13 protein-coding genes and 1 pseudogene are annotated in these 15,465 nt (G+C 74.1%); all 14 read right to left on the bottom strand.

Going from position 1 to position 15,465, the window contains the following annotated elements; all coding sequences use genetic code 11:
* On the bottom strand, window positions 1-284 hold a 284-nt coding region (locus ACZ4W9_RS39790; RefSeq protein ID WP_467944127.1), incomplete at its 3' end, for a transposase.
* Between the two features lie 462 nt (window positions 285-746).
* Window positions 747-908, bottom strand: a complete 162-nt coding sequence (locus ACZ4W9_RS39785) for a hypothetical protein (RefSeq protein WP_467944126.1) — start codon at window positions 906-908, stop codon at window positions 747-749.
* Window positions 909-1,260: 352 nt separating this feature from the next.
* Window positions 1,261-1,362: pseudogene (locus ACZ4W9_RS39780) on the bottom strand (cutinase family protein); the annotation flags it as partial.
* A gap of 66 nt (window positions 1,363-1,428) precedes the next feature.
* A complete protein-coding gene (locus ACZ4W9_RS39775) occupies window positions 1,429-2,973 on the bottom strand; it encodes a TRAFAC clade GTPase domain-containing protein (protein WP_467944125.1) in 1,545 nt (514 codons plus the stop codon).
* Between the two features lie 7 nt (window positions 2,974-2,980).
* Entirely contained in the window at window positions 2,981-5,428 is a 2,448-nt protein-coding gene (locus ACZ4W9_RS39770; RefSeq protein ID WP_467944124.1) for a GTPase-associated protein 1-related protein, read from the bottom strand.
* Window positions 5,425-6,612, bottom strand: a complete 1,188-nt coding sequence (locus tag ACZ4W9_RS39765; RefSeq protein WP_467944123.1) for a TRAFAC clade GTPase domain-containing protein — start codon at window positions 6,610-6,612, stop codon at window positions 5,425-5,427. Before ACZ4W9_RS39765 ends, ACZ4W9_RS39770 begins: the two co-directional genes overlap by 4 nt.
* Entirely contained in the window at window positions 6,613-8,232 is a 1,620-nt protein-coding gene (locus tag ACZ4W9_RS39760) for a hypothetical protein (protein WP_467944122.1), read from the bottom strand.
* A complete protein-coding gene (locus tag ACZ4W9_RS39755) occupies window positions 8,202-10,259 on the bottom strand; it encodes an AAA family ATPase (protein ID WP_467944121.1) in 2,058 nt (685 codons plus the stop codon). The genes ACZ4W9_RS39760 and ACZ4W9_RS39755 overlap by 31 nt, the downstream gene beginning before the upstream one ends.
* A complete protein-coding gene (locus ACZ4W9_RS39750) occupies window positions 10,244-11,677 on the bottom strand; it encodes a hypothetical protein (protein ID WP_467944120.1) in 1,434 nt (477 codons plus the stop codon). Before ACZ4W9_RS39750 ends, ACZ4W9_RS39755 begins: the two co-directional genes overlap by 16 nt.
* A complete protein-coding gene (locus tag ACZ4W9_RS39745; protein WP_467944119.1) occupies window positions 11,674-12,381 on the bottom strand; it encodes a 4Fe-4S single cluster domain-containing protein in 708 nt (235 codons plus the stop codon). Before ACZ4W9_RS39745 ends, ACZ4W9_RS39750 begins: the two co-directional genes overlap by 4 nt.
* The gene (locus ACZ4W9_RS39740; protein WP_467944118.1) at window positions 12,378-13,424 is read right to left on the bottom strand and encodes a protein kinase domain-containing protein; all 1,047 of its coding nucleotides are present in this window, start codon (window positions 13,422-13,424) and stop codon (window positions 12,378-12,380) included. The genes ACZ4W9_RS39745 and ACZ4W9_RS39740 overlap by 4 nt, the downstream gene beginning before the upstream one ends.
* A gap of 2 nt (window positions 13,425-13,426) precedes the next feature.
* Window positions 13,427-14,197 carry a protein phosphatase 2C domain-containing protein gene (locus ACZ4W9_RS39735; protein ID WP_467944117.1) on the bottom strand — a complete coding sequence of 257 codons (771 nt, stop codon included), beginning with the start codon at window positions 14,195-14,197 and terminating at the stop codon, window positions 13,427-13,429.
* Window positions 14,194-14,964, bottom strand: coding sequence for a vWA domain-containing protein (locus ACZ4W9_RS39730; protein ID WP_467944116.1), 771 nt, complete (start codon window positions 14,962-14,964; stop codon window positions 14,194-14,196). Before ACZ4W9_RS39730 ends, ACZ4W9_RS39735 begins: the two co-directional genes overlap by 4 nt.
* Window positions 14,961-15,173 (bottom strand): hypothetical protein, encoded by a 213-nt coding sequence (locus ACZ4W9_RS39725; protein WP_467944115.1) that lies wholly within the window; start codon window positions 15,171-15,173, stop codon window positions 14,961-14,963. Before ACZ4W9_RS39725 ends, ACZ4W9_RS39730 begins: the two co-directional genes overlap by 4 nt.
* Window positions 15,174-15,465 lie beyond the last annotated feature (292 nt).

Raw genomic sequence — 15,465 nt, 5'->3', positions numbered from 1 at the left:
TGGTCGCCGAGGTGTTCGACGACGTAGTCGCGTACGTCGTCCAGGACGTCGTCGGCATCCCACTCGATCCGGTTCAGCAACCGGTGGATGCGATCGGGACCCGCGTGCCCGGCTTCCTCCGCCAGCGTCCAGCCGTTCTTCCGCTCCAGCGGTGCGACCAAGCCTCGCATGTAAGCGAGCGCAGACTGGCGCGGTTCTTCCCGGTTGAACCGGTGCACGAACCGGTCATGCAGAGCGTCCAGTTCACCGGCCCACAGCCTGACATCAGCAAGGTCCCCACCCATGACCACACCAACGACTGAGCTGGCCATCAGTCACGGCAAGCACCGTTGCAGTACTAGGGCGTGACCGATCACGGGCATCCGGCCGGGGGCGACCGGCGGGGAGGAGTGGGTGACGGAGGTGCTCATCGTCGTCCCTTCGGGCGGAGGGGCCGGCGGCTCGGCCGGCGGGGGGTGGTGCCGGGCAGGGGGGCGGGCGCGCCCGAGCCCATAGGGTTCTGCCCGTTCGCCCGGCGAGGTAGCCCTGCCCGGCTCCTGCCGGACCCGGGCCGGGCAGGGCCCGGGTCCGCACCGCTTCGGGGCCGCCCCCGGTACGGGCGGCACCACCGGCCGTCGTCCGCTTCCGGAGGTGAGCGGGACCGGCCGGGACCGGCGGGTGGGGCGCGACGACGGGGCGGACGCGGTGGGGCGGCCGGCGCCCGCCTTCTTCGCCGCGCAGTACCCGTTCCGGGCCGGCGGCCCGCCTCACGGGTTGGTGGTCACCTCGAAGCCCGCGCCGAACACGCCGGCGGGTGCGGCCGCGTCCCGGGCACGCAAGTCGGCCAGGATGTTGGCCGAGCTCGTGTACTCGAACGGCGGCAGGGACAGGGGGATGGCCTTGGTGATCCCGGCCCAGGGGCCCTCCACCTGGAAGCCGTTGCCTGGGAGGGCGGTTCGCTGTCCGGTACGTGCCGGACCGCCGGTCCCCCCGAGTCGCCCGGCCGGTTCACGGCTGCCGACCGGTAGACGCCCCCGGTGTTGTCCATGATGGTCCCGAACCACACGCCCGTCTGACCCGACACGACCAGTTCGTTGTCCCGGGGGCGAGCAGCCGCTCGGTGTCGAGCGCGGGGCGTTCGGGCCGGCGGTTCCGCCGGGGACCCGCACCTTCCCGGTCTGCTTCAGACTCGACCCGGGCGGCCCCGGTGCCCCCGGCCCACAGGACCGTGAGGCTCAGCATCAGAACGCACAGTCGTCTGATCACGTGTCGTCCCCTTGGTCACCAGGAGGCCGGGTACCAGGCGCATTCGTACCACTGCTCGTCGGCGCCGTCGTCGTGGTGGTCCATGGTGAAGTCGTCGGGGTAGTTGTTGACGTGGTTGGCCGTCGTCGGCCCGTCGCACCCCCGCCGGTCCGGCCCGGTCCTGCTCCCCGCACCACGGCGCGCTCACTCGCTCAGACACCACTCGGTGAACTCCGCGACGCTGGGATCCACTCGTCCCGTGCCGTCCGCCACCGCCGCCGTGCAGAAGTACCGGACCTCACCGAACTCCAGGTCCATGGTCTCCACCAGGTTCCGCAGCCCCAGCCCCTCGCACAGCCACGCACGGGCGGAGTCGCTGCTGTCCGGGCGGTCGGGCAGCAGGGTGGGCTGCCCGGCCAGCAGGTCCCGCTTGCTGATGGCGACGGCGAGCCGGGCCTTGTCCAGGCGGGTGCCCATCGTGCGTACGGTCTGCACCGAGCGCGAGAACACGTCCTCCGGGTCGACCGTCGAGGCCAGCGTGCGGTCCACCTCGGGGCCCGCCGGATCGAGACGGGTCCAGAAGGCGTCGACGGCCATCGGGTCCAGGACGAAGACGAAGGTGCGGGCCTCGCGGACATAGCGCAGCGCGTCGGTCTCCTCCCGGTTGACGAACCGTTCACCGGCCGTGTCGAAGACGTGCACCAGCCGCTCGGCGCGGCCGGTGCCGCGCACGAACGAGTGAGCGCGCGGCAGCGTCTTCTGGGTGGGGCGGGTGTGCCCCTGGATCTCCAGCACCTCGTTGAGCACCCGCTGGTTGGCGCTCGACTCGGGGTCGGCCAGCCGGATCGCCGGGCCGCCGTTCTCCGCCGCGTTCTCCAGGGACTTGACCATCGCCGCCATCAGCTGTGTCTTGCCCGCGGCCCGGCCGCCGATCAACGGCAGGATCAGCTCGGGCATGTGCCCGGCGTCCGGGTTCATCGGCCTGCCGCAGTGTTCGTGCACGCAGTGACCACCGAGCCGGGCGTCCCGGCTCATCAGCATCAGCAGGGTCGGTATCCGCTCGCCGCAGGCGCACCGGCGCCGGAAGAGGCCGAAGGTGCCCGGGCGGATGTCGGCATGACGGCGGCGGCACGTCGGGCGCGGGCAGTCGTACGCCGGATAGGGGACGCGTTCGAAGCAGCTCGGGCACAGCATCCCCCTGGGCAGCCCGCGCAGCAGCATCCCGGCGCGGTCGGCGGCCCGCAGGACGAGCGCGGTGAGCCGGGCGCCGGCCATCAGCAGGGCCACGCCGAGCGCCTGCGCGCCGAGCAGCGCGCCCAGCAGTGGCGCCGCGGCACCGGCGCCCAGGCCGAGGCCCAGGTAGAGGGTCAGGCCGTACGGGACCGAGAAGGCCCGGTGCACGGTGGGTGCCGTGAACTGACGGGTGGTCACCTGGCGGTGGGCGTCGGTGACGGTGCGGACGTACAGCCGCCGTCCCTGGGTGAGGAGTTGACGCAGATCGCGCGTGGCCGGGCCGAAGAAGTAATTGCGGTGGGCCAGTTCGTCGGCGGCCCGGAACGGCGGGAGGGTCACGAACTCGGGGGTGCGCCGGCGCAGCACGCCGTCGAGCAACCGGCAGTAGCGCCACAGCAGTTCGCTGACCAGGGCGATCCCGCGCAGGCTCGCGATCACCGGGATCAGGGGCAGGGAGAGCAGGAGCAGGGCCAGGTAGGCGAGGGGGACGAGGACGAAGATCACGACTTCCGCCACCTGGGGCTCACCTCTGTTCCGGTCGGGGGCCGTCCGGGGGCCGCCGCTGGGTGAGCTTCCGGCCCCACTTCTTCACGCGGCCCAGGCGGCTCTCGGCGCACTGCTGGTAGTGGTCGGCGAGCCGGGCGTCGTAGGGGCGGAGACCCCGGGCCAGGCGGTCGAGGTCCTCAGGCCGCCAGTGCTGGGCGATGTGCAGGCGCAGCGTCTCGATGATCTCCCGGTGGACCTGCGGCAGCGCGGTCCGTTCGGTGCGGACCGCGATCGTCCCGGTGACATGGCCGAACAGCACCTCGTCGATGCGGTCGGAGGTCGTGGCGGACCGGAGCACGGCGCGCAGGTAGCCGTCGGTGAGGGAGAAGCCGAACTGTGCGATCTCCGTGCGCAGCCGGGCCGGATCGGCGGGCAGCCGGAGCATGGCCGGGAGCAGCCGGTGGCGCTTCAGGGCGCGGGGTGCCGACCAGGCGTCGATCTGCGGGATCCGGAAGGCGCGGGCGAGTTCGGTGGCCTCGGTGGCCTCGCGCAGGGTCGTGTCCAGCCGGAGGGTGACGTCCACGCACTCCCGGGTGACCGCCCGCAGCCGGCTGTAACGGCCGGGCGCGGTGAGGGTGTCGCACAGCACCAGGCAGTCCCGCAGGGCCCGTTCGTCGTCGATCTCCTGTTTCACCGCACGGTCGAACCACTCCCCCACCGACTCGTCCTGCGGCTCGTCCACCGGCAGCCGCCGGGCGATCTCGATCGCCTCCTGGTAGGACCAGGCCGGCGACGGCTGTCGCCACAGTCCGCGCAGCAGCTCCGCGTCCGGTGAGCTCTGGCCGCGTACCGCGAGGATGCGGAACAGCAGGTCGACCGTGCGGCCGGGCTCCCGCTCGGCCTGGGCCCGCCAGTAGTGTTCCAGGAGCCGGCGCCGCCCGCCGAGGTCCTGTTCGCCGAGCAGCATGGCCGGGAACTGGGAGAACAGCTGTTCCTGGCCACCGCGTCCGGTCAGCACCTCGTGTACCGCCGTGGCCAGTCCGGCCCGGAACTCCGGGAGGTCCCGGGCGAGCCGGCCGGCCTCCTCGCGCAGGCCGGCGCCCGCGCCGGAGGTGGCGAGCAGGGCGCGGGCCAGTTCCAGGCTCTGGGCGGCGAGCAGCTCCGGGGAAGGGGTGAGCCCCGCGCCCACCGCCCACAGCAGCAGCCGTACCCGCTGGCGGCTGCCCTCGGCCTCTTCGAGCAGCCGCCGCCACAGGGCGGTGGCCCGCTCCCGCTCGGCGGGACGGGTGAGCGGCACGGGGCCCGGCGCGCCCGGCGAGCAGGTCATGTAGGCGCGGATCCGGGACTGGTGGAGCTTGCCCTCCAGCTCCTGGTGCAGCGCGGTGTCGCCGCCCGCCTCGGCCGCCGCGCTGAGCGTCGCGAGCTGGTCGTCGTCCAGGTCGCGGTGCTTGCGGTGGATGTCGGCGGCCACCGCCGCGCGGCGCGGCCCGAGGTGAGCGGCGCCGGGCAGCCAGTCGAGCACCGCGCGGACGTCGGCGTCGCTCAGGTCGATGCCGCCCGCGGCCGTGGCCGCCGCGACCGGGGCGTGCCAGTCGCCGGGTGTCCGTTCCCGGCCGTGGGTGTACTCGGCGGTCCAGGACCACACCGAGCGGACCGACCCGACCCCGATCCGGGTCAGCAGCCGGATCAGGTGGTGTGTGGGCACCACCTCGGGGAAGCGGCCCGCGGAGAAGTCGAAGACGGTGTACGACTCCTCGTCGTCGGGGCCGAAGGCGGGGTGCGCCTCGGGCACCGTGCCGATGAGGTGCAGCCGGCTGCGGGTGGGGCGCAGGAGGTAGGTGGCGAAGGAGAGGGTGTGGGCGAGCGGCGGCGGCAGGAGGTAGGAGACGGCCGCGAACCAGTGGGCGATCCGGTCCGTGGTGCCGTCGATGACCACGACCGAGCCGTCCTCCGCGAGCGCCGTGAAGACCGCCGAGAGCAGGGCGGGCAGTTGGCCGGCGTGCGGGTGGGCGCGGAGGAATGCCTGTGTCGAGCGAGGGGTCAGCGGGCCACGCGGCAGCGGTGCGGGCAGCTCCGGGATCTCGGTCGTACCGGCCACGCGCGTGGTCCACGCCGGGGAGTCCCACAGCTCGATCGCGAGCAGTCCGCCGCTGTCCGGGGTGAACTCTCCCCCGGTGTACAGGGCGTGGGCGAAGTAGTTGCCGAAGCGGCGTGCCGAGTCCCGGCCGACATACCGCACGCACAGCGTGGTGTCGCCGCCGCCCTCGCCCCCCGGGGTGTGGCACAGGTTCACCGGGCAGCGGGCCAGTTGTCCGGGGGTGTCCGACTCGACCAGGGAGCGGGGCGGTTCGTACCCGGCCAGGCTCTCCACCCGGTGCCGGGTCTCGGCCGAGACCTGTTCGCTGACCGCGTTGAACTGGAATCCCGAGGACCCGCTGAGGCCGTGCTCGCAGGAGGTGTAGTAAAGCTGCTGGAAACCTCTCATCCGCGGCCCGCCTTGGGCACCGCGCCGAACTCGCTGAGCAGCCACAGCAACGGGTCCGCGACCCGGTAGGGCTGGATGCCGGTGTCGGCGACCCGGGCCTCGGGCGTGGCGCTGCGGCCCAGCGCGGAGACCCCGAAGTAGCGGTAGCGCGCGAAGGTGTTCTCCAGGGCCTGGTCGATGGGCACGCCGTCCCACTTCTTGAGCAGCTGGCGCACCTCCTCGTGGACGTCGAGGCTGTCGCCCACGTCGAAGCGGCCGCGGGCGGGGGCGTGCGACCGCAGCGGACTGCCGTTCTCCATCAGGTGCCAGAAGGCGTCCATCTTGGAGAAGACCACCGCGAGGGGGGTGTCGATCCTCGCCGCCTTGCCGCCCCGCGCGGCCAGCAGCATGCCGCTCACCCGGCTGAGCACGTTGATCGGCGGGTCGATGCCGTCCATGCCCGGCAGGGCCGTGCCGGGGGCCGCGTTGTCCCGGGCGCCCGGCATCTGCAACGGGTCGAGCAGCAGGATGATGCCGTCCGCGTTGGTCAGGTAGCGGGTGTTCAGTTCCACGCTCTCCCGGCTGTTGAAGTCCTCGCCCGCGGTGTCGAAGAAGGACAGCACGCTGTGCTGCGGCCGCTCGACGAAGAGTTTCCTGCGGCGCAGCCCGAACCGGAACACCAGCGGTTCGACCCGGTTGGCGTTGGTGGTCGCGGTCTGTGTGGGCGGGAACATCTGCCGGTCGCGGTAGAGCCGTTCCTCGTACTCCGAGCTGTAGCGGCGCATGGTGGTGTCGTCCAGACCCATCAGCGAGGCACCGTAGGCTTCGCCGACCTGGTTGCGCATCTCGTGCAGCAGCACCGTCATGTAGATCGTCTTGCCGGAGGACCGGGCGCCCATCATCGCGATCAGCCGGTTGTCCACCATCCCGAATTGCAGCGGGAGTTCGACGTGACAGACCGGGCAGATCCGGTAGGTGGTCTCGTTGTCGCAGTCCGGGCACACCGCCGTGGACCTGCGGCCGTCGGCGGCGAAGTCCGGGCCCACGTCGTGGCTGGGGCGCCGGCCGAACCGTTCGTCGAGGACCGGGTCGCGCCGACGCTGGCACTGCTTGCGGGTACGGCTGAGCCGGCTGTTGCAGCGGAAGCGGATCTCGCGCGGGGGGAAGGTCTCGTAGCAGTAGGGGCAGGTGAGTCGTCTGGCCATTCAGGTCACTCGCAGCCGGTGCAGCGCCGTGGGGCGCAGGTCGATGTCGCGGTCGTGGTCGGTGTCGGGGCCGGTCGCCGGGAAGCAGACGAGCCAGGAGGGGCCTTTGGCGCCGGGGAAGGGGAATTCCACGGTGAGCGGCGTTCCCGCGGGCAGTCGCTGCGCGGGGATCTCGTGGACGACCGTGCCCTCGGCGGTGCTGGTGGGGCGGTAGCGGCCGAGGCCGTGGACGACCCGCAGGGCGGGCAGGTCGCAGCCGGTCCGGGCGGTGAGGGTGATGGTCGCCACGCGGGCGCCGGTGAGGCGGCGGCGCAGGGCCGGTTCGTATGCGACGACGGGGGGCTCGGCGGGGATCCGCAGCGAGGCGGCGCCCTCGGTATCGACGGCGGGGTCGGCGACGAGGGCCTCGACGGTGAGCGTGATCGCGCCCCGGCCGAGGGCGAGGTCGAGGCCGCCGTCGTGTTCGTAGGTACGGCGCCGGCAGGTGATGTCGCCCTGGCGGGGGCCGTCGCCCGTCGCGGTCGCGTCCTCGCGGCGCCAGCGGACGCGTGCGGTGAGGGCGGTGTCGGGCCAGGCCCACAGGACGAGGAGGTGGTCGTCCCGGCGGAGGTACTGGAGCTGGGTGACCGGGACGGCGCGCAGGGCGGGGGCGGACTCGGGGCCGGGCCGGGTGGCGGAGGCGGGGGGCACGGCCGGTTCGGGTTCGGGTTCGGGTGCCAGGTCCGGCTCCGGCTCCAGGTCCGGTTGTGCCGCCGGTGCGGGCGCGGGGAAGTCGGGGACGGCCCGTTCCTCCCGGGTGGGAGCGTCCTGCCGACGCGGCGCCCCGGACGCGGCGAAGCCGGTTTCCGGGTGCTTCCCGGTCGGCTCGCCCCGTGGGTCGGGGTCTTCCGGGAGGGGCTGCCAGGGCTGCGGATCCGGGTCCGCCAGGGGCGGCGGGAACCGGGGCCGTGCCGGAACCGGGCCGGTGGTCACCCGGAGCAGCCCGAAGTCCTCCCGGAGCAACAAGCCGCGCACGACGGCGAGTTCGGGGTCAGCGCAGCGGACCGTCAGGCCCTGTGCCTCGGGCAGTTCCTCGATGTCCGCTCGGCGGGCGGGCGCCGTGTAGAGCTCGCCGGAAAGGAGCACGGCGTCCGGGGCGGACCCGCTCAGTTCCCGGGCTATCGCCGCGAGGGCGTGGCCGTCGGCCGGTTCCGTACGGGTGGTGACGATGTGGGCCGTCAGATCCGGGGCGATGGCGAGGACCGTCAGGTCGACCGTGGCCGCGACCTGGTCCACCACCAGGAGCGTGCGGTTCACGCCCTCGTCGATCGCGCCGTAGTGCAGGGCCACCGCGATCGGTGCCGGGACGATCGCGCGGACGCGGAGCCCCGCGTCCTCGGCGGCGCCGCGCAGGCGGTCCTCTTCCTCGCGGCCGGCGGACGCGGGCAGGCCGAGCACCACGTCCGACCCGGCGGCATCGGCGCGGAGCACGGCCAGTGCGGTGGCCGGGTCGGCGTCGGTGTCCTCCGTCGCGGTCATGGTGGGCCGGCCGTCCGGGCCGATGCGGCCGATGCGGATGGTGCCGTGGCCGCTGGCGATGCCGAGCATGTTCAGCCGTTCCCTTCCTCGGTCCTCACCCATGGGGTGCCATCGGCGCCGATGCCGAGCCGCAGCCGGCTGCCCGGGTCCGGGCGGCGGGCCAGGAAGTGGGCGACGACGGCCGTGCGCAACGGTTCCAGTTCGTTGCGGATCTGGCGGCCGCCGTACGCCTGGCGCTCCGGGTCGCTCATCCGTGCGGTGATCCAGGGGTGCAGGGTCTCCCCGTCGGGGACCAGCTCGACCTGGTGGCGTTCGCGGACGGAGACCGTGAGCTGGCCCAGCAGCCGGTCGGTGATCTTCACGACGTGCTCGCGGCGCAGCATGTCGAAGACGACCACGCCCGGCTTGAGCCGGCCGTAGATCTCCGGCCGGCCGATCGTGCGGAACTTCTCCTCCACGGCGTGGGTGAAGTGCTCCTCCAGATCGGCGTACGGCACTTCGTCCCCGCTCCGGGCCAGCAGGTCCTGGACGGCCTCCGCGCCCGTGTTGGAGGTGAAGATGATCAGGCATTGGGAGAAGTAGGCGGTCTGCCCGCGGCCGTCGGTGAGGCGGCCGTCCTCCAGGATCTGGAGGAACTTGTCCAGCACCCGGGGGTGCGCCTTCTCGATCTCGTCGAACAGCAGGACGCTGAAGGGCCGTTCCTGGACCCGGCGGGTCAGCTCGCCGCCCTGCTCGTGGCCGATGTAACCGGGCGGGGCGCCCGCGAGCCGCTCGGCCGCGTGTTCCTGCTGGTACTCGCTCATGTCGAAGCGGGCGTACGCGCTCTGGTCGCCGAACATCAACTCGGCCACGGACTTGGCGAGTTCGGTCTTTCCGACGCCGGTCGGGCCGACGAAGAAGAAGGCGCCCCGGGGCCGGGCGCCGCCGAGGCCGCCGAAGTCGACGCCCACGAAGGCGGCCTGGAGCGCGGCGGCCACGGCGTCGACCGCCTTGGCCTGGCCGACCACGCGGGCCCGCAGGACATCGGCCGCGCGGGCCACGGTCTCCCGGTCCAGCTGGGTCCACGGGTCGACGCTCACGTTGAGCCGGTGCAGTTCGAGGAGCTTGTCCGGCCGTTGCAGGGGCGCGTCGCGCAGCCACGAGGTGCGGGCGAGGGCCTCGATCTCCCAGCCCGACATGCCGTCGCTCGCGCCGACCAGGGTCTCGACGTCCTGGCGGGTGGCGTCCGGCGCACCGTTGAATTCGTCGCGCAGCCAGGTCAGCCACAGGCGGCGCTCGCTCGGGTCCGGGGGGCCGATGTGCAAGGTGGCGATCCGGGGATCCTCCTGGTGGAACCAGCCGGGCAGCCGTCCCACGTCGCCCACCGCGCACAGGACGGCGTTGCGGGCGTGCGGACGGCGGCCCGCGAGGCTCGCGCGCGGGGTCACGGCGGCCGTCATCGCGGCGCGCAGCCGGAGGTAGCCGAGGTTCGACTCGGGCTGTGCGGGCGGGAGGTGGTGGTCGACGTCCTGGAAGACGAAGGCCGTGGCCGCCTCGGGGGAGGCGGCGATCCGGTGCACGAGGGCGAGCACGTCCTCGAAGGCGCGCGGAGGCCCGGCCGGGCGCGGGGAGAGCAGTCCCGACCGGTCCCGCCCCCGTTCGGCGCCGCGGCGTCCGCGGGCGTCGGGCGGCCGCCGGTCGGCCGCGGACGGGTCCCGGTGGTCGCCCCGCTCACGGTGACGATCGCCCCCGGGCGGGCTCCCGCCGTCGGAGGGAGTACCCCGCCGGCCGTCCGCGGACGTGTCCCCACCGCCGTCCCCGGCGGTCGCCGGGGGCGAGTCCGCCGCCAGCCGGGCGAAGCGCTGCGCGTGGTCCGGCAGCGGGAAGGTGAGCCCGGCCACCGGGTCCCACCAGCCCACCACATCGGCGCCACGGGCCTCCAGCACCCCGGCGACCAGCCGCTGGAAGGAAGCGGGCCGGTCCTCGAACCACCAGCGGTCGCGGATCTGCCCGTTGAGGATCACCTGCCGCCCGCGCCGCAGTTCCCAGCCGAGCGAGACCGCCCACAGGGGCATCATGCCGTTGGCGGTGACGGGTCCGGCGTCGTCCTCGCCCTTGGTGAAGTCGGCCGTGCTCACGGGTTGGTCCACGTCCGGTAGGTTTCGCGGGGAAGCGGCTTGGCGCGCCGGCCCGGCGGTTTGCCCTCCCAGGTCAGCTCGCCCGGGATGAAGCCGTCGTCGCCGCCCAGCGCCTCGTGCACACGCTCCAGCAGGGCCTCGGTGGTGTCGCACACCGCCTCGTCACGGGGTGCGTACAGGGTCACGTCCGGCTCGTCGGCCACGTGGTAGACGAGCACGGGCTCGCCGTCGTCGTCGGAGGCGATCGTGGTCTCGTACGTCGCACCGGTCGGCCGGGCGAAGTACAGCCGGAAGCTGCCCCCTTGGTCCTCACCGCCGTCGAAGGAGAAGCCCTCGTCGGTCATGGCGTCCCGCAACGCCGCCACGAGGTCCCGGCGCCTCTGGTAGGCCAGCTCCAGCTCGTCCAGCCGCCGCTCGGCGTCGGGCAGCCTGTCCTCCAAGGCGGCGACCGCGTTGAGGGCGTCGGTCGCCGAGCGCGCGGTCAGCGCCTCGACGGCGGCCCGCAGGGCGTCCCCGATCTCGTGGGCGAGGTCCTGGTCGCCGAGTTCGGCGGCCGTGTCCGCCACGCCCTGGACCGCCGGGCGTACGACGTCGAGCCGCTCGGCCGCCTCCGAGAGGGCCGACTCCAGGGCCGCCCGCGCGGCCGAGACGCGCTCACGCTCCCGCGCCTCGGCCGCCTCCCTCTCCCGTGCCGCGCGGGTCTCCCGCTCGACGGCCTCCCGTGCCTCCCCGACCGTGGCGGCGTGCCGGGCGAGGGCGTGCTCGACGGTGCCGAGCAGGGCTTCGAAGCGGATCTGCCCGCCCTGGCCGGCGGCCGCGCGCAACCGGTCGAGCAGTTCGGTGCAGTGGCGGTGTCCTTCCGCGTCGAGGGCCGCGCCGTCCGGCCCGCCGACGACGGACAGCCGGTGTTCCAGTTCGGCCAGCACGGCGACGGGGTCGTCCGTGCGGCTCCCGGCGGCCTCCGGGCGCAGGCTCACGACCCGGCCCCGCAGTTCCTCCACCGCGTCCCCGAGCGGCTCCCCGCGGGCGGCCCGCTCCCACAGCTCGGTCAACCGGCGTTCCAGGGCGCCGGTCTCGGCCCGGGCCCCGTCGCGCCGCGCCCGCGCGATCAGCTCCCGCACCTCGTCGAGACCCCGCTCGTCGACCGCGAGCTGGTCCGCCCGCGCCCGTGCCCGCCCGGCTTCGAGTTCGGCGCGTCGCCGGGTCGCCAGCTCGGCTTCCTTCCGGGCCGCCTCGTCGCGGCGCCGCTCGGCCTCGGCGCGAGCCCGTTCCCGGCGGGCGGCCGCCGCCTGGGCCACCCTGGCCCGGTCGGCGGCTCGCCTGCGCTCCCTGGCCCGGCGCTCCTCGGCCCGCCGCCGGCGCTCCGCCGCCTCCCGCTCGGCGTACCGGGCGCCGACGCGTACGGTGCTGTACTTCGGTGATCCGCTCATCGTTCCCTCCGTGCCTCGGTGCGCAGCACGAACCCCCGCGCCGCGAGCTGTTCCTCGAGCCGTTCCCGGAAGCCGGGGGCCGGCGGCACTCCGGCCCAGGAGAGCGATCCGTCGGCGTCCACCGACAGTTCGATCCCGGCGGTCGTGTCCGGCTCGGCCAGCACCTGCCGATAACGGCCGGTGAGCGGGATCAGCCGCTGGTTGTCCGAACCGCGCCAGCGCAGGCTGCCGTGCCGCGCCGCCCTGTAGGGGCCGTCGACCAGCAGGTCCAGCCGGTCCAGCAGGGCGCGCCGGTCCGGGTCGCCGCGCCGCAGTGCCTCGTGGCGGAAGCCGGAATAGGCCATCGCGCCGAAGTCGGGGCGCCGTTCCCGTACCGCGTCGAGCAGTTCGGCGAGCGCCCGGGCCTGGCTGAACGGCTCCCCGCCCGAGAGCGTGACGCCCTCAATGCCGTCCAGGCCGCAGAGCCAGTCGGCGAGTTCGGCGACGGGCCGGCTGGTGCCGCCCTGGAAGGGCAGGGTCTCCGCGGCCACGCAGCCCGGGCAGCGCAGCGGGCAGCCCTGGACCCAGATCACCGCGCGGCTGCCGGGCCCGAGGACCGTGCAGCGGTCCAGCGTCCGGGCGACGGAGAGACGGGTTCCCGCGCTCCCCGAGCCCGTCCTCGTGCCGTCCCGTCCCGCGCTCGTACCGTCTCGTCCCGCGCTCATGCCGTCTCCCGCGTGTGACCGGGGTAGCTGTCGACGCCCCGCTCGGCCTGGTCGCACCACGGACACCACGGCCGCTCCACGGTGTGGACGTGGCGGTCGTTCTCCGCGCACACCCGCAGCCGGCCGGGGACCTGCTCGGCCGCGAGGGCGTCGGCCCAGTCGGCCGCCGAGGGGCGTGGGAGCGCGCCCGCGAAGGCCTTTCGGAACAAGTCGGCGAGCCGTCGGGGCAGCAGGTCGGCGGGCGGCACGGAGCGGGGCAGCAGCACCGACGAGCGGTCCACGAGCCGGCAGCGGCCGTGGCGCACGTTGTCGTCGTACGACAGGTAGTCGCCGCCGTCCGCGGGGTGGCCGGCGAAGGGGTGCAGTCCCGGCACGAGGAGCTGGTGGACGAGGACGGCCAGGGCGAAGGCGTCGGACGCGGTGTCCGGTGGTGTGCCGGCGGGGGCGCCGAGCCGCTCCGGGGCGGTGTACCCGGGGGTGCGCATCCTGCCCCGGAACAGCTCGCGGCCGTCCCTGAACTGCCAGGAGTCGATGTCCGCGAGACCGACCCGGCCCTTCTCGTCGACCCAGAGGTTGTCCGGCTTGAGATCGCCCACCACGTAGTCCTCCGCGTGCACTTCGGCCAGCAGCCGGGACAGGGCGAGAGCGGCGCGCAGGGCGGTCGCCCACGTCGCCCGTGGCAGACGGCGGGTGGTGACGGTCAGGAGGTGGCTGAACGGCTGGTACGCGTGACGCATGTCGGTCATCACATAGCCGTCGACGCGGTCCGCGGCCCGGCCGGCGGCCGTGTGCACGGCGACCAGCGGCCAGGCCAGCCGGACGGGGGTGCCGGAGAGCAGGTCGACGGTGCCGGGCTCGCGGCGGCGGCGCACCAGACGGGCCACGCGGCGCCGGAACGCCTCGGGGTCGGGCGGGCCCGGGACGAGTTTCGCGACGAGGGGGCGGGCGTCGTCGACGCCGTACACGAACCCCTCGGAGCCACTGCCGATCTGCTCGGTGAGCCGCCACGTGTGTCCCGTACCGGACACCACCGTCAGTGCCACGGTCACTCCCCTTCGGCCAGAGCGCACAGGACGGTCAGGTCGTCGCCGGTCCGGCCGGCCTCCGGCCCGGAGAGCCGGCGGCGCAGGGGCTCGGCGTCCCCGCCGTTGTCGCGGAGCGTGGCGGTGAGACCGAGGAAGAAGCGTTCGGCCGGTAACGGACCCGCTTCGGCGGGGAGTCCGCGGACCGAGGGATGGTCGAGGGCGAGGGGCGCGCAGCCGTCGGTGGCCAGCACCACCGCGGCCAGTTCCGGTTCCCAGACGACGAAGGTGCGCACGCGCAGGGCCGCGCCCGGGGAGGAGAGGAAGCCCGAGGGTCCGGTGGGCTGCGGAAGGACCAGGTGGCAGCGGTCGTCGTTCGACACGACGGTGGCGAAGCCGTCGCCCAGCGAGACGAAGGCCAGCCAGGGCGGGACGACGGCCGTCGCGGTGAGGGTGGCGCCCAGCGGGCCGGGGTCCGCCGGACCCGCGCCGGTGCCCAGCACCCCCGCAACGGCTCGGAGATACTCCTCGACCACCCTCCGCCCCCGTCCCGCGATCCACCTGGTCCATGTCTCCGGCGTCTCCCGGGCGTCCGGTAAGTCCTCCGTCAGCAGCCGGCACGCCGCGTCGACCGCTATGTGGGCGCCCAGGGCACTGCGGTCCCGGCTGCCCGCCCCGTCGGAGACGGCCAGCACCGCCGCACCGCCGAGGTCGACCGCCTTGAAGGCGTCCTGGCAGCCCTGCGCGGCGGCGAGGTGGGCGGTGCCCTGGACGGAGGCGCCCGCGATGATCACAGCAGGCCCCTCTCTATCTCCTCCATCCGGGCCAGTCGGGCGGCCCGGTCGTTGACCTGCTGGTGGATGAGGTCGGCGTCCTGGTCCGGGCTGCTGTCGTCGGTGCTCTGGAAGAGCAGTTCGAGGATCCGGCCGAAGTCCAGGTTCTCCAGGGGGGAGGTCGCCTTCGGGGCGAGCACCCGCAGCATGGGCAGGTCGGCGCCGCGCACCCCGATCACCTGGAAGACCCACTCGCCCTTCGCCTCGCCCTCGCGCACCCGGTCCGCCGTGCCGGCGAGGGCCCTCTCGTCCAGCGGGCGGCCCTGGTCATCACTCGGCGCGCCGTCCGTCAGGACCCAGAGGAAGGGCCGCCTTACCGGTACCCGCTGCCGCTGGAGGGTGCGGTAGCGGGTGCGGGCCAGTTCGAGGGCCGTGTCCACGGCCTGGGTCAGCCGGGTCAGCCCCTCGGCACGCAGCACGGGCGGGTGCATGCCGTCCGCCGGTACGAAGAGCCGGTCGGGGTCGGCCTGTTCGACCGGGACCAGCCGGCCCGGGCCGGGGTCGTAGACACGCACCGCCGAGTCGAAGGTGACGAGGCAGACCTCCACCCGGGTGCGCAGCCGCTCCTGCGCGCGGACCCCGTCGAACCAGCGGGACAGCGCGTCGTTGAGCTCGTCGATCCGCGGGCGCCGCGCGGGCCGGCCCATGGAGGCGGAGGTGTCGAGGCAGAGGACCACGGGCTGCCGTTCCTCGTATCCGGACCCGAACCCGATGACGTGGTCGCTCATCCGGCCGCCGCCCCGGTGTCCGCGTGGGCCACCGGCAGCCGCCGTGCCCGGTCATGGCGCACGAGCACGGGTGATCCCGGCGGCAGGCCGGGCGGCTCGGGCACCATGCGCAACAGGACTCCGTCCACGAGCACGTACGCGTCCGGCGCGGGCCAGGTCACCGTGCGACCCGTGCGGCCGTGCGCCCATTCAGCCATCCCCCTGCTCATGCGGCCACCGTAAGTGACGCGGACATCGCGTTACCGTCCCTTGCGTGAATTGACACCGCATCGGTGTCGGCCGGGGCGCGGGCCGCCTCGGTGGTACTCCCCCGCGGCACCCCCTGGGCGACCCGCTCCTCCAGTGAAGCGCACCGGCCGGCCTCCGGCTGGTCGCTCCCCGGGCGCATCCCGGCCGTTCTCCGCTCCCCCCGTTATGTTTTCTGCGGTCCTGCAAGAGGGCCGCTGGCCTCCGGGCCCGGCATGACTGTTCCCCCCTGTCGAAGAGATGACCTGGGGGGTG

It is taken from the genome of Streptomyces sp. NPDC029296 (genome assembly GCF_055569255.1).
Note: the sequence above shows the minus strand (reverse complement) of the source record. Positions and strands in the feature narration are given on the sequence as shown.

Bases quoted from the DNA above. Each gene is read 5' to 3' on its own strand.
- ACZ4W9_RS39745 (WP_467944119.1), bottom strand. From the start codon at position 12,381: ATGAGCGCGGGACGAGACGGTACGAGCGCGGGACGGGACGGCACGAGG.
- ACZ4W9_RS39725 (WP_467944115.1), bottom strand. From the start codon at position 15,173: ATGAGCAGGGGGATGGCTGAATGGGCGCACGGCCGCACGGGTCGCACG.
- ACZ4W9_RS39770 (WP_467944124.1), bottom strand. From the start codon at position 5,428: ATGAGAGGTTTCCAGCAGCTTTACTACACCTCCTGCGAGCACGGCCTC.
- ACZ4W9_RS39760 (WP_467944122.1), bottom strand. From the start codon at position 8,232: ATGGGTGAGGACCGAGGAAGGGAACGGCTGAACATGCTCGGCATCGCC.
- ACZ4W9_RS39765 (WP_467944123.1), bottom strand. From the start codon at position 6,612: ATGGCCAGACGACTCACCTGCCCCTACTGCTACGAGACCTTCCCCCCG.
- ACZ4W9_RS39730 (WP_467944116.1), bottom strand. From the start codon at position 14,964: ATGAGCGACCACGTCATCGGGTTCGGGTCCGGATACGAGGAACGGCAG.
- ACZ4W9_RS39750 (WP_467944120.1), bottom strand. From the start codon at position 11,677: ATGAGCGGATCACCGAAGTACAGCACCGTACGCGTCGGCGCCCGGTAC.